This window comes from Cytobacillus firmus NBRC 15306, assembly GCF_001591465.1.
GTDB classification, from domain to species: domain Bacteria; phylum Bacillota; class Bacilli; order Bacillales; family Cytobacillaceae; genus Cytobacillus; species Cytobacillus firmus.
In genome coordinates, this window is the sequence record NZ_BCUY01000092.1 from 1 (window position 1) to 13,875 (window position 13,875).

14 protein-coding genes and 1 pseudogene are annotated in these 13,875 nt (G+C 42.6%); 9 read left to right on the plus strand and 6 right to left on the minus strand.

Translation table 11 applies throughout. The features are described 5' to 3' along the window. The first annotated feature begins 253 nt into the window (after positions 1-253). From BFI01S_RS24130 to BFI01S_RS18555, 6 genes and pseudogenes are all read left to right on the plus strand, one after another. Positions 254-409: a hypothetical protein gene (locus BFI01S_RS24130; protein WP_235831226.1), complete on the plus strand. Its 156-nt coding sequence runs from the start codon at positions 254-256 to the stop codon at positions 407-409. 78 nt (positions 410-487) lie between these two features. Beyond that, positions 488-787: a Spo0B domain-containing protein gene (locus BFI01S_RS24135; RefSeq protein ID WP_061793929.1), complete on the plus strand. Its 300-nt coding sequence runs from the start codon at positions 488-490 to the stop codon at positions 785-787. Positions 788-867: 80 nt separating this feature from the next. Further along, positions 868-1,002, plus strand: coding sequence for a hypothetical protein (locus BFI01S_RS24430; protein ID WP_268875345.1), 135 nt, complete (start codon positions 868-870; stop codon positions 1,000-1,002). Next, the gene (locus tag BFI01S_RS18545; protein ID WP_061793930.1) at positions 995-1,690 is read left to right on the plus strand and encodes a response regulator; all 696 of its coding nucleotides are present in this window, start codon (positions 995-997) and stop codon (positions 1,688-1,690) included. Before BFI01S_RS24430 ends, BFI01S_RS18545 begins: the two co-directional genes overlap by 8 nt. A gap of 238 nt (positions 1,691-1,928) precedes the next feature. Next, positions 1,929-2,920, plus strand: a pseudogene (locus tag BFI01S_RS18550) (citrate:proton symporter). A 99-nt stretch (positions 2,921-3,019) separates the two neighbouring features. Then, positions 3,020-3,490 (plus strand): tRNA (cytidine(34)-2'-O)-methyltransferase, encoded by a 471-nt coding sequence (locus BFI01S_RS18555; RefSeq protein ID WP_061793931.1) that lies wholly within the window; start codon positions 3,020-3,022, stop codon positions 3,488-3,490. A 101-nt stretch (positions 3,491-3,591) separates the two neighbouring features. On the opposite strand, the gene BFI01S_RS18560 is transcribed toward BFI01S_RS18555, so the two are convergent. The 4 genes from BFI01S_RS18560 to BFI01S_RS18575 all read right to left on the minus strand — a co-directional run bounded on the left by BFI01S_RS18560 (position 3,592) and on the right by BFI01S_RS18575 (position 5,625). Continuing rightward, the gene (locus BFI01S_RS18560; protein ID WP_061793932.1) at positions 3,592-3,879 is read right to left on the minus strand and encodes a hypothetical protein; all 288 of its coding nucleotides are present in this window, start codon (positions 3,877-3,879) and stop codon (positions 3,592-3,594) included. 146 nt (positions 3,880-4,025) lie between these two features. Further along, positions 4,026-4,646, minus strand: a complete 621-nt coding sequence (locus tag BFI01S_RS18565; protein ID WP_061793933.1) for an FMN-binding negative transcriptional regulator — start codon at positions 4,644-4,646, stop codon at positions 4,026-4,028. Between the two features lie 22 nt (positions 4,647-4,668). Then, the gene (gene paiA, locus BFI01S_RS18570) at positions 4,669-5,187 is read right to left on the minus strand and encodes a spermidine/spermine N(1)-acetyltransferase (RefSeq protein ID WP_061793934.1); all 519 of its coding nucleotides are present in this window, start codon (positions 5,185-5,187) and stop codon (positions 4,669-4,671) included. Positions 5,188-5,199: 12 nt separating this feature from the next. Continuing rightward, complete coding sequence (locus tag BFI01S_RS18575) at positions 5,200-5,625, minus strand: MarR family winged helix-turn-helix transcriptional regulator (protein ID WP_061793935.1); 426 nt, start codon at positions 5,623-5,625, stop codon at positions 5,200-5,202. Positions 5,626-5,988: 363 nt separating this feature from the next. Here BFI01S_RS18575 and BFI01S_RS18580 point away from each other — a divergent pair, with 363 nt between their 5' ends. Beyond that, on the plus strand, positions 5,989-6,522 hold the full coding sequence (locus BFI01S_RS18580) for a GNAT family N-acetyltransferase (RefSeq protein WP_061793936.1): 534 nt from the start codon (positions 5,989-5,991) through the stop codon (positions 6,520-6,522). A gap of 460 nt (positions 6,523-6,982) precedes the next feature. Continuing rightward, entirely contained in the window at positions 6,983-8,758 is a 1,776-nt protein-coding gene (locus tag BFI01S_RS18585) for a dihydroorotate dehydrogenase (RefSeq protein WP_061793937.1), read from the plus strand. Between the two features lie 225 nt (positions 8,759-8,983). Here the strand turns inward: BFI01S_RS18585 and BFI01S_RS18590 are convergent, their stop codons facing one another. Further along, the gene (locus BFI01S_RS18590) at positions 8,984-10,504 is read right to left on the minus strand and encodes a DHA2 family efflux MFS transporter permease subunit (protein ID WP_061793938.1); all 1,521 of its coding nucleotides are present in this window, start codon (positions 10,502-10,504) and stop codon (positions 8,984-8,986) included. Positions 10,505-10,554: 50 nt separating this feature from the next. After that, positions 10,555-12,891 (minus strand): RNA polymerase recycling motor HelD, encoded by a 2,337-nt coding sequence (gene helD / locus BFI01S_RS18595; protein ID WP_061793939.1) that lies wholly within the window; start codon positions 12,889-12,891, stop codon positions 10,555-10,557. 268 nt (positions 12,892-13,159) lie between these two features. On the opposite strand from helD, the gene BFI01S_RS18600 reads away from it, so the two are divergent. Beyond that, positions 13,160-13,875, plus strand: a 716-nt coding sequence (locus BFI01S_RS18600) for an alpha/beta fold hydrolase (RefSeq protein WP_439951080.1), incomplete at its 3' end; no start/stop codon positions are given.

Sequence of the window (13,875 nt, forward strand, 5' to 3'; positions counted from 1 at the left end):
GTATCACTATATATAGTTTAACATATTTTTACAAAAATTACTCTATTCTGAAAATAGAACACAGGCGGTCAATACTCCAAATTTCGAATGGGACATCCTGTGATTAAACTTTACCTTGCCGAATGAAATTGCCTCCTTTAATCTAGTAGTAAATAAAATTGCCAGAGGTGGCCAAAGTGTCGAAACGTTTTAAATTTAAACGGCCGGGGCTATTCGGGCAAATGGTTCTGCTCGTTCTTACTGTGCTCATACTTTGCATACTGTTAATCATCATTTCTTTTTCCTCATTATTGATCAAATGATTGAGAGAACCACTGGACAGCAGGCGATGACCGTTGCGGAATTGGTTGCTGAAAACGATTCTATTATCGATGCGTTTGAAGCAGAACATCCGGCACAGCTTATATAGCCGATTGCCGAGAAACTTAGAGAGCGGACAGGTGCAGATTATATTGTAATAGCGAACGAGGATGGGACAGAGCCTCATTTGAAAGCGCTTATCAGAACAGCATTACAGAATCCGGACCGATTAATCCATGAACAAATGCTCATCAGCAACTCGATATATATTGTAGACATCTCGCCCATCTTAGCTGAAGAAACGGCAATATCAGGTATAGTGCTGACTATCCGCCCCTTCTCTGAAGTAGAAGATCTGGCGAATGAACTTATTGAGATCCGGCAGCATGCGAACCATATTCGGGCACAGACACATGAATATTTAAATAAATTGAACATATTAAACGGGTTCCTGCTACTGGAGCGTTACGAAGAGGCTAAGGCATAACCTCCGAAGAAGAAGCCTACTTTTTCACCGAAGGAGCCACAACTAAAAACCACCCGCAGCACGGCCTGGGCCTGACAATCATGCAGCATGCACTAGGCCAGCTTGGCGGGGAATGGTACCGGACAGACCGGTTAGAAGGAACATGTATGACCATCGCCATTCCAAAAAACAATCCTGAACACACAACCGCGGAGGAGAGAGAAAATCATGACTAACCCATCAATTGGGGTGCTTATCGTTGAGGATGACCCTGTCGCTTCGTCTGTATATGAACAGCTTATCCAAAAAAGACAGGATTTCACTGTCATAGGGAAAGCACAAACTGCTTCTGAAACGATTCAATTGCTAAACGTGATTACACCTGACTTAATCTTGCTTGATGTTCACCTGCCGGACGCCAATGGCATTGATTTGCTGTTTCAGATCAAACACAACCATCGCCATATCGATATCATCATGATAACAGCTTCAAATGAGGCTAAAACCGTAAGAGATGCCATGCGCGGGGGAGCATATAGCTATCTGCTGAAGCCTATAATGGTTGAAAGCTTTTTTTCAACTTTTGAAGAGTACAGCCAAACAAGACACACCTGGCAAGCCAATGCTCATATTAAACAAGATCAAATACAGCGGCTCTTTCAAAAAAGTCCCCCTGCTGCGGAGACAAAGCACGAGGCTGAAGCTTTGCCAAAAGGCATCGACAAACATACACTGAGAAAAGTTACACAAGCAATGAAAGCAGCATCCACAAGCCTGAATGCTGAAGAAGTAGGAATGCAAATTGGCGCAAGCCACTCCACGGCAAGGCGCTATTTAGAGTACCTGGTTTCTATTGACCTTGTGGAAGTGGATATAGTCTATGGCAGTGTAGGCCGCCCCGAACGCCGATACAAACAACTCTAGCAAGCCCTCCTATAAAGGGGCTTGCTTTATTTCTAAGAACAGAACTCCTGACTCCCATATCCCCGCTTCAAGGATCACCGGTAACCCAGTAAGTCTTCATCTCTAGTTTCATAAAAAATATGAAAATTATGAAATTATTATGTTTTATTCAACTTAAACAACTAATCTAGCCTTTGAGGAACAGCACTGATAAAGTGAGTCAAAAGGAAGCGCTTACAAATAAATTAGGAGGGATTTTATGCTCGCATTGCTTGGATATTGTATGGTTGCAGTTTTTATGGCTTTAATTATGACGAAACGAATGTCTGCCCTATTGGCATTAATTATTGTTCCGATTATATTTATGCTGGCAACGCTCGCCCTTCTCTCCATCGGCGTTATGAACATGACACCCTGGGGCGGACCGACGGCCAGAGTCATCAGCTCTCTGCAGCTTACAACCGAGGAAGTATTCCTTCCGCTGATTCCAGTAATGGCAGCCGGCATTCTTTTTGCCTTCCTTGCTGCCTGGCACTTTGGCATTAAGGAACGGAAACGAATCGGAATCCGCCAAATGGATGATTCAGCTATCAGGGAGCTTCAGGCTGCAGAGGACCAGGTAGCCGCTGCTGCCAGCAGAGAAACGCTTACGGACCTGCAGCGTCCACAGCTGATTTGGGTAAACGCAGGACTGACCATAGCCCTTCTGATTGCCTTAATTGCCGGATTGCTGCCGCTCCCTGTTCTCTTTATGTTAGGCTTTGCGATCGCCGCGATGATTAATTACCCAAACCTGGTGCAGCAAAAAGAACGTGTTGCCGCCCATGCAGGAAATGTACTCGCAGTTGTCGCCTTAGTCTTTGCTTCTGGTATTTTCACAGGAATCATGAACGGAACTGAAATGGTGGACGCAATGGCGACAGCGCTTGTTCAAGTCATTCCGGATCAACTGGGATCACAAGCATGCCATTTACGTATTTCATGGCGAACGACCCCTATTATTATGGAATTATCCCGATCATAGGAGAAACGGCTGCGAGCTACAATATTTCTATGGCTGAAATTGCCCGTGCATCAGTGCTCGGCCAGCCAGCTCACGTGCTAAGCCCGCTCTATGCCGCAGGGTACCTGCTAGTCGGAATGATCGGCATTGACTATGGCCAAAATCAGCGCTTTGCATTAAAATGGGCAGTTGCCTCTTCACTATTTATGATTATCGCTGCCATTTCATTTGGTGATATTTCGATTTAATGATATCTTGTTCGACCTAGCGAATACTGGTGTTTTCACCTCGCATTTGATCGTATGCTATAATTTAAAGGCTAAATCAAAACATTGAGGTGACAACCCTTGGCTATACATGTCGTACTATATCAGCCGGATATTCCGGCCAACACCGGAAATATCGCCCTGACTTGTGCTGGAACGGATACAGCTCTGCATTTAATCAGGCCGCTTGGCTTTTCAACAGAGCCGGAAATGATTAAGCGGGCAGGCTTTGATTTCTGGGACTCTGTGAACATATCGTATTATGATTCCATGGATGAATTTTTCTCAAAAAACCAGGGCGAGTTTTACTATATTGAAACCTTTGGTGAACAGGCCCATTCATCCTTTGATTTCAGTGATGTCTCAAAGGAGCACTATTTTATGTTTGGAAAAGAAACCACAGGCTTGCCAAAAGTCTTGCTGGAAGAAAATAAAGATCACTTTTTAAGAATCCCAATGAATGGCAATGTCCGATCACTCAACCTCTCGAGCACAGCTGCGATATTGGTATACGAGGCATTGCGCCAGCAGGGATTCCCGAATATGAAATAAACCATCTTCTGCGCTGGAAGATGGTTTATCTTTGCCCTCCTATAAAAGACATTCTCAAAACCGATTCAGTCCCCCTATCTCTTTTTAGCACTTCAAGTCCATCATTTTTCCGGTTTCAGAATGGTTCTCTGCAGTGGAACGCCTCCCATTGAAACATTGCGTTCTATGAAAATATAGGTCTTGCCATCAATAATGAATTTCCGACTCCCTATATAACTGACCTCTCTCCCTTGATTGGCAAGTTCAATCTGAATTGCTTCAACATACTCTTTAAAGTCAACATACCTATCATCCAGATCAATGGTAATATGATTGTTTCTATATCCCATTAACCAATTAAAACCAAATATTCCTAAACCAAGTATGGCCAAAAATATAATGATTTCCATATTGAGGTTTCACCTCCCTGTAATACTAATGTATGAGAGTGGTATACATTCGTTTCACGTAAAGGTTTAATCTCCCTCTATCCTAACATAATATTCCAAACACTAAAAAACAGAGGGCATTTGGGTTCCTCTGTTTTTTTATAAACTTAATCCCTTTTTAGCTTTCCTTCCATCAGCCGGGCCATTTGCTTAGAATTAGAATCATTCTCTTCATAGAGTTTATGAATGATGTTTTGATAGTCTCTTTCATTACGGTTCTGGCTTAGTTTATTGGCAGCTTGAATTTCCTGTACTTTTATCTTGAATCCAACAATTCCTTTTAGCTGCTGTTCTACAAGCTCAGGAGAAAGTGTATCCCATAAGACAGGATTTTTGCGATGCTTTTCATATTTTTGAAGCAGGATGGCCAGGTCACCCTTTAATTCCTCTTCACTCAGAATACTCGCTTGACCATATACATGGACAGCCTGATAATTCCAAGTCGGTACATTTTCTTCTTCGTACCAGGAGGAAGAAATATAAGCATGAGGCCCCTGGAACATCACCAGTACATCATCAGAGTCTGCAAATGTTCTCCATTGCGGGTTCCCGTAAGCCATATGCCCTGTTAAATAGCACGTATCTCCTTCTTTTATTAGCTGCAGTGGCAAATGAGCGGCAATGGGCCTTCCTTGTTTTACTGTGACGATCGTGCCAAACGAATTACTTTGAACAAACTCCCATATTTCATCCGCATCTGTGACTTTATAGTATTTTGGAATATACATAACCATCCGCCCTTCGAAAAAGTTAGTTAAGAGTCTTGGCCATTATAAAATCTGTTTGTTCTTCATCTCCCATATAAAAAGAATGGACTCCCGTTTGGACAAACCCCATTTTCTTATAAAAGGAAATTGCTTTTTCATTTTTTTCCCATACACCCAGCCAAATTTTCTTTTTATTAAGCTCCATCGCACTTTCAAGGGCTTTATGGAACAGATACTTACCAAGCCCTTGTTTCTGAAATGGGCTTCTGATATAAATTCTCTCGATTTCGAGTGCTTCGTCGCCCATTTCTTCAGTCTGAGCCTCATCAGTATTGACCTTTAAATACCCGGCTGTCTCGCCCTCAAATTCAACAAAATAGAACTGTGATGAAGGTTGAGATAGTTCAGTCTCTAGTTGCTTTAGGTTAAATGCCTTTTCCAAATAGACTTGCATATTATCTGGTGAATTTTGATCCTTAAACGTCTCATTAAAGGTTTCATAGCTAATTTCCTGTAGTCTCCTTAAATCTTCAAGCGTACATTTTTTTATATTAATAGTCATTATGACTCTCCTTCAATAATTTCTCTTGTTCCCCTTTTTCACATATTCCCAGTCTTTCTCTACATTTTTTCTAACTTTTTGGAGCAGGCTGAAAATGATTTCTGCTTCTTTTTCGGTGAATCCCTCTAAGGCAATCGCATTGGAATATTCATGTTCTCTTTTTATGAAAGGAAAAGCTTTTTTCCCTTTCTCTGTTGGGAAGAGCTTCCTGATTTTCTTGTTCTGTTCATCACCTCTCTTTTCTATAAAACCGTTCAGCTCAAGCTTTTTAATCGCACGGGCCGCTGTTGTCCGATCTACTTTTATCATTTCAGCTAATTTTTCCTGAATAATTCCTGGTTGTTCACATATTCGCACAAGGTACAGATACTGCCCTTTTGTAAGGTCAAGCTCTTTAAATTCAATATTGCTTATGGAATCCAGCGCCCTCGCAATCATGCCAATTTCACGGAGAATTTCCAGCGTAGTCAACTCCTAAACACGAATTTTTGTTGTAAATACAACAATGATGCAATATATTCAATCTAACTTATTTTTGTTGCATTTGCAATAAAAATAAACATATTTTGCAGCCTTTTTAATGGAGGTGCATGGGTCCAATTATAAAAAAGAAGGCTATGTTAAAGGGAAAGGTTGATTTGATTTTAAAATAGACAATAAAAAAATACGATTGGATATTTATGTTAAAATTAGTATGGGATTGTGAAAATTTCTACTAATAATAACGAAGTTTAAAGTCTAATGGGATAATTACTGCACAAAGGGAAATTTAAAACAGATAAACAAAAGGGAGAGAAAAAGATGTTTCCTCTATTAGAAACAGAAAGATTACTATTAAGAGAATTAACAATAGATGATGCAAAAGACATATTTACTTGTTTTTCTAATGAGAATGTAACACGTTATTATGGACAAGAGACATTAGAGGATATAAAACAAGCGGAAACATTCGTTGATTTTTTTGCAAGAAGTTATACAGAAAAAAGGGGCATAAGGTGGGGAATTGAAATAAAAGGAACTCAAGGAATAATTGGAACAATTGGCTTTAATGCCTGGTCGCCTAAACATAAGCGGGCGGAAATAGGTTATGAAATTCATCCGGAACATTGGAGAAAGGGATTTACCTCGGAAGCCGTATCGAAAGTCCTCCAATATGGCTTTGATGAATTAGGTCTTACTCGCTTAGGGGCTGTCGTTTTTATAGATAACGAAGCATCTAATAATTTGTTAACTAAAGTAGGGTTTCAAAAAGAAGGTATTCTGAGGGATTATATGTATCAAAATGGTAAAGCACACGATACATATGTCTACTCAATTCTTAAAAATAGTAAATAATATTAACTATTAAAGTAGTGGGTACTTTAGAAAAAAATAGACATTAAAATAAATGAGCTTGGAGATACAATTCCAAGTTCGTTTTACTTTGAAACCACCGGTGCATATTTGTGATTTCCTTTTTAGATACTCTGTAATTTTAGAAGGCAGTGTTTCTAAGCCTTAATGTATTTGCGGTTTCCCAAGTTCCGAGAACGCTTGATAAAATAAGCATCTGCTTTTTCTTGCTTAAATCGCTTTCCATTTTCCTAATGTCAAGGAACTGAAACCACACTAAATAGATCTGTAGATACTTAGTAGAAACGCCATTAAATCGACTTATCCATTTCTTTAATCGAGAGTGATAATTAGATGATAGATGCCTTTCTTGACATATTCTTTCTTACTTCCATTTATGATGATGTGTAACCTATCCATCCAAACGCATATGCTAAAATAGATAAAAATGGGAGGTGTTTATTTGCCGGATTGGTCGTATCATCCTATTTTCAAGCCCATACTTCAGAAGCTTCCGCCTTCCTTCAGCCGGGAGTTTATCCATCGCGGAATGAGCATGATTTCATCCACCCGTATAGGGGAAGGAGTAATCGAGTTTCTTGGTCATATGGAACCCTCCGGCAAGCTTGCGAAAAATGTATTTGGCGTTCATTTTTCCGCTCCAGTCGGACTAAGCGGCAGGATTGACCCTCACTTAACGGGGACCCAAGCTTTTCAGAATTTGGGGTTTGGTTTTATTGAGATCGGGCCTGTTTCCATTCGAGGGTCAGCAGAAGAACTATATATGGACCCGAAACAAGAGAAGATACATAGATTAACTGACGCTTCTATGGAGTTAACGGCTGCTAAGAAACAGCTGCTTTCTCTAAAGAAAAAGAAAATTCCTTTCCTCATTAATGTGGAAGGAACTTATCGGGAAGCCATGCAAATTTGTGAAGAATTGCTGCCTTTTAGTGACGGATTTATTTTGGACAGTCAGACCTTTCAATCAGAGAGCCAATTTAATCAATTTAAATATGAATTAAATAAACCTATCATCCTTGCTTCTCCAAAAAATGATCCTCTCAGCCTGGACTATCGCCCGGACGGCATTCTTCTTACAGGCTATGATTCACAGGAAGAACTCATTCATAGGCTTGCGGCTCTCAGGGAAGTATTCAGCGAAGATTTGCCCATCATCACGTCAGGCTGGGTAAAAGAGCCTTCAGATGCTATTAAACTGCTGGAAAGCGGAGCTTCTTTAATCATGTTAGGCGATGAGTATATTTTTACTGGACCCGGATTGCCGAAGAGGATAAATGAGGCCTATACCAGCACATTCCAGAAGGAGCCTGTTAAGGTGGAAGGTTGGCTCTGGTATTGGCTGTTTGGCTTGGCTATTGCCATTGCAGGGTTTATTGCCCTGTTCTTCAGCATGACCTCGGTGATCCTTCCCTATGATGAGAAATTTCTTGGGATCTTCAGGAAAGATATTCTTTATTTTAACCCTGCCATTTTATATTTTATGGCACATGACAGAATGACGCTTTCAGGAACGATGATTTCAGGTGGAATCATCTATATGCAGCTTGCCAGGCATGGTATAAGACAAGGCCTCCACTGGGCAAGAAAAGCAGTAAATATAGCAGGAACCATCGGATTCCTGGGGATTGTCCTGTTTATTGGCTACGGTTATTTCGATTGGCTTCATGGGCTGTTTTGGCTTATTTTACTGCCCTTGTTTATATTGGGATATGCAAAATCAAGAAACGCAAGTGCATCCCCCGCCAATTCAAACCTTTCAAACAGCGCCCAGTGGAAGCTGAGCTTATTCGGCCAGCTTTGTTTTGTAATACTGGGCTTTTCATTAGCTATTGGCGGGATGGTCATTTCCGCCATAGGAGCTTCACATGTGTTTGTACCAACAGATCTTGCTTATCTTTGCCTGACTCCTGAAGCGCTCAACGAGTTTAACGATCGGTTAATTCCTGTGATTGCACATGACCGTGCAGGATTTGGGAGCGCACTTTTAAGTGTAGGGTTGCTAGTCCTAATGCTTGCTTTATGGGGGATCCGCGAGGGGGAAAGATTGGTGTGGTGGACCTTTACCATTGGGGCCATTCCGGCATTCGCCGCTGGAATTATAACTCATTTTTTTATTAACTATACGGATTTCATCCACCTGCTTCCTGCTTACTTCGCATTGCTTTTGTATGTGATTGGTGTAATTGCAACCGCCCCTTTTTTATTAAAAAAATAGCGGCAGCAAAAGAAAAGCGCAAGCGCCTTGCCCACCCCCGACAAGCACAAGACGAGCCTCACGGAAAGGCGTCCTTTGCCATTTTGGGAGGATCTGCTTGTGACCTCGAGGGGGTAGGCGCTGGAGCTAGACAGTTATCGACGTTCAAAGTTTTATACTTTCTTATCTTTTAAAAAAACCGGGCGGTGCCAGAATCTGGACATCACCCGGTTTTCAGTATATTGATCACTCTTTAACAGCCAATTCCTCACCTGTCTGATTCTCATGATGAGGTTTCACTCTCTTAATAAAGAAAGCAAGTATAAGTGCGATGACCGCAATCAATGCAGAAAGGAAGAAAGTGAAATTAATGCCATGCAGCATCGCTTCATTCATGATTTGCTGCTGCATGTCAGCTGCGGCCTGTGCAGATGGCTGAGCTGCACTTGCACTCATATTGGCCAGTGTGTCAGCAGCCAGCTCCTCTGCTTTTTCTTTTGTACGGTTATTCATGACGGTAATCAGCAGCGCGGAGCCAATGGCGCCGGATACCTGCTGCAGTGTATTATTCATGGCGGTTCCATGCGGATTGCTGATCGGCGGCAGCTGATTCAATCCATTTGTCATGACAGGCATCATAACCATTGACATCCCGAACATTCGAAAAGTATACAGCAGAACAAGGGTTGAATAGGCCGTATTCATGCCAATTCTGCTGAAGTAATAAGATGTTACAACGGTAATGGTCAGCCCAATCACCGCCAAAACTCTTGCCCCATACTTATCAAAGAGTTTCCCTGTAATGGGAGACATGATTCCCATTACAATTGCTCCCGGAAGCATTAATAGCCCTGAGTCCATTGGTGAAATTCCGCGGATGGTCTGTACATAGATGGGCATTAAAATCATCGCCGAAAACATGGCGACTGCTATCACGATTGAAATGGCTGATGACAGGGCAAACATCGGATATTTGTAGATGCGAAATTCAAGCATAGGATCATCCATCCGAAGCTGGCGGAGTACAAAGGCAAGTAAAGCAAGTGCCCCAATCACAATCGTGCCGTACACGAGGGGACTATCCCATCCTTTTTCCCCTGCTGAACTAAAGCCATAAAGCAGGCCGCCAAACCCGATGCTTGATAAAACCAGCGAGATGAAATCAAGCTTAATCGCTCTCTGCGGTGTGATATCTTTTAACTTGAAGACTGCAAAAACTACGGTTAGCAGGGCAATTGGCAGAACAAGGTCAAATAACATTCTCCAGCTGTAATGTTCAATCAGCCATCCGGAAAGAGTCGGCCCAATTGCTGGAGCTGTAATCATGACAAGACCAAACATTCCCATTGCTGCCCCTCTTTTTTCGACCGGAAATGCGGTAAGCATGACATTCATTAATAGAGGCATCATTATCGCGGATCCTGAAGCCTGAATCATCCGAGCCCCTAATAACACACCAAATGCAGGCGCAATGCTGGCCAGGAATGTTCCCAAAGTAAACAGTGACATGGCTGTAATGAATAATTTCTTATCGGAAAATCGCTGAATGAAGAATGCACTCGCCGGGATTAAAATCCCGTTAATAAGCATATAGCCTGTAGACAGCCATTGTACGGCAGTTGCATTCACATCGAATTCTTCCATAATGGATGGGAGAGCAACGTTCAGCAATGTTTCATTCAATATCGCTACAAAAGCCCCGATAAATAAAATGGCGATCATGCCATATGGCGGTTTGTTTTGATTCGTATTGGTTTGCTGCGACATTCGATCAATCCTTCTTTCTAAGTTAACTATAGATGATACACCCAGCCAAGTCAGACCTGAATGAGACCTTCCCGCAAAGCTTTCTGCAAGAACGGACTCGGTTCGCCCACGCTGCAGAGCTGCAAATCATACATCGCTCTCGTGCAGGAGGTATAAAACACTCTTCGCAGGCTTTCATCACCATATACACTTTCCGATGCATCATAAATAATAACGGCATCAAATTCAATGCCCTTGGATAAATACGAAGGTACGACAACGACTCCTTCTTCATATTCGGTCGAGTTGCTTTTCAGGAGTTTTATTCCCTCGATGCAAGACAGGGCTTCATAGGCCTGTGCACTTTCTTCTGCAGACTTACAGATAATGGCCATGCTGTTAAGCCCCTGGCTTCTCCAGTCAGCAACCTTCGAGACAATGAAGCTGTGCAGTTCGGTTTGATCGGATAAACGCTTCAGCTCAGGCAGCTTTCCATCACGGTCAAATGGGATGATCTCTTTCCCGTTAGGAACCAGTCTTCGTGTAAATTCGATGATCGGTTTAGTCGACCTGTAGCTCCTCGCTAAATTAATCAGTTCTGTCTGATCCGGCCCATACAGGCTGGTGAGTGTGTGAAAATCAGCCGTTTCGCTGGCATGGGCGAAGATCGCCTGGTTAAAATCACCGAGCACCGTCATCTTGGAAGCAGGAAACAAACGCTTTAAGAACTCAAATTGAAACGGAGAGTAATCCTGCGCCTCATCCACCACAATATGTTTAATCGAACTATTCGTCTGAAAGCCTTGAATCTGCTCCTTCACATATAAAAATGGAGTAGCATCTTCATAACATAATCTGCCTTCACCGAGCATTTCCTGTGTCGACTGACAGATATCAGCCCATTCTGCCGGCATCTCCTCTTCCATCCACTCTCGGATCTTCAGGGGATCTGCAAATAGCTGCTTGTATATCGCCTTAAAATCAATGAAACGCATGGCCCGGATTTGTTTTCGCAGCGGCTTGAATTGTTTCCGGACAATCAGGCGGGCTAATGCTTCAGGCTCGATTTCATAATCATGAATCGAATCCCCTGTAAAACCGCGTTTTTTCGCCAGGTAGGCATGCGCCTTATGGTATTCCTCATTGCTGAGCAGCTCGATTTCCTCCTGTACCCACTCCTTGGACCGTTCAACTTTTTCAGCTTCAGTAATTTGCTTAATAAGCCAATCTGCCAGCTTCTCAAGTCTGTTATGAAAACGGAGTAAAGTGCCGCTGCTGTAAAATTGATCTGCCATTTGCTGAGCAGCAACAATTGGCTTTCCTCTAAAAGTTATTTCCTTAAATAACATTCCCGACAATTCAAGCGACTTCAAGTAGGCATTAATGGCCTCAAAAAAACGGGCAGATGCTTTAAATTTAATGCCCGTAACCCTTGATTTGTACTCAGGGGTTTTCGCAGCAGTTAAAACATACTCCAATTGCTCATATGGATTTTCTACGACGAACTCTTTACCCAGCCGATGATCCAAATATTCCTGGAAGGTAACCTGCTGCATGTTCTCTTCCCCCAGCTCCGGCAGCACATTGGATACATAGCTGTTAAACATCCTATTAGGTGAAAACAGGATGATTTGATCTGCATTCAGATTTTCCCGGTACTTATAAAGCAGATAAGCAATCCGCTGCAGGGCAGCTGACGTCTTGCCGCTACCGGCCGCACCGTGAACAATGAGCAGCCTTCCCTGATCATGACGGATGATCCGGTTTTGATCCTGTTGAATGGTCGCGACAATATTGTGCATATGCTTATCAGTTCCCTTGCCGAGAACCTGCTGCAGAATTTCATCCCCAATGGTCAGACTCGTATCGAACATGGATTGAAGTTCTCCGCGGCGGATCAAATATTGCCACTTTTTCTCCAATGTCCCCTCAATTGTGCCTCCGGGTGTTTCATACTTAGCAGGTCCAGGCTGGTAATCATAGTACACACTCGAAACCGGCGCCCTCCAGTCGTAAATAAGAAAATTCTCGCCACTCTGATCCCTTAGCGTAGAAATGCCAATATAAACAGGCTCCTGTTCCGAAGAGCCTTCTTCCATAAAATCGATCCGCCCAAAATAGGGCACCTCCTCCATCCGGCGCAAGGCAGACAAGCGCTTAGAAGCATGCCGATGGGTACTCTGGCTGACAGACAGAGCCTGTGCCTCCTGCCTCAAACCGATAATGGTCTCCAAATAATCATCAAAGGTATCCGTGTTCACCTTCACTTCATCCCAAAAGTGTTTGCGGATATGAACCACTTCGTTTTTACGCCTGGAGATTTCTTCTTCCAATCTGCGGACTTCCTCCGTAATCGTCACCATTACACCATCCAATCGTTTTTGCTCCTGCTGAAGTTTTGAATTCATAGCAAACACTCCTTTAAAAAAATTTATAAAAAGGTTGACAAACGAATCGATTGCATTATATAATTAAGATAGGGATAATATACTTAACTTTATTTACATAATGCGCATCTATATAAATTTACCACAGTAATTCATTTATTTCAATGGATTAATCAATAAAAAAGAGCCGTATTTACAGTTTTAGCGTAAATACGGCTCTTTTTCTAAAGAAGAAACCACCGGAAATTTTGGCTTTAAGGTACTTAGAGATATGTTAGGGTAATACATAATGTCTTCACTGGACTGGTGGGACGAAGATTTCTGTCTCCGTCTGGCTGATCAGGGGAGATTTGTCATTCGGTACGATCATCGGGATCTGGGAAGATCGACCACTTATGAACCCGGGACTTCTAATTATACAATCACAGACTTGGCTTACGATGCGGCAGGCGTACTGGATGCTTATCACATTGACCAGGCCCATATCGTTGGCATGTCCATGGGCGGATTAACCGGACAAATTCTTGCCTTAAGATATCCGGCACGTGTATTGACACTTACGCTTATCGCATCAAGTGTATTTGGAACTGAGATGGAAAAACTGCAGCCAATGGATCAGAACATCCTGAATTACCACACGAAGAGCGCTTCCATCGATTGGTCGGATCGGGATGCGGCTATTCCTTATCTCGCAGGAGGATGGAAAACACTAGCCGGCTCCAAACCTTTCGAGCAGGAAAGAATGTATAAACTCGCAGCAAGAGAAGCAGACCGTGCCAATCATCTGCCGAGCAGATTTAACCATGCCCTGCTGCAAGGCGGAGAAGAATATTACGATAGAATGAATGAGATCCGCGTACCAGTTCTCATTATTCACGGAACAGAAGACCCGGCCCTTCCATACGAGCACGGACTTGCGCTTAAGAAAGCCATCCCGCATTCTGAAATGGTGACACTTGATGGAACTGGACATGAGATTCATAGTGAAGACTGGAATCAGATTAG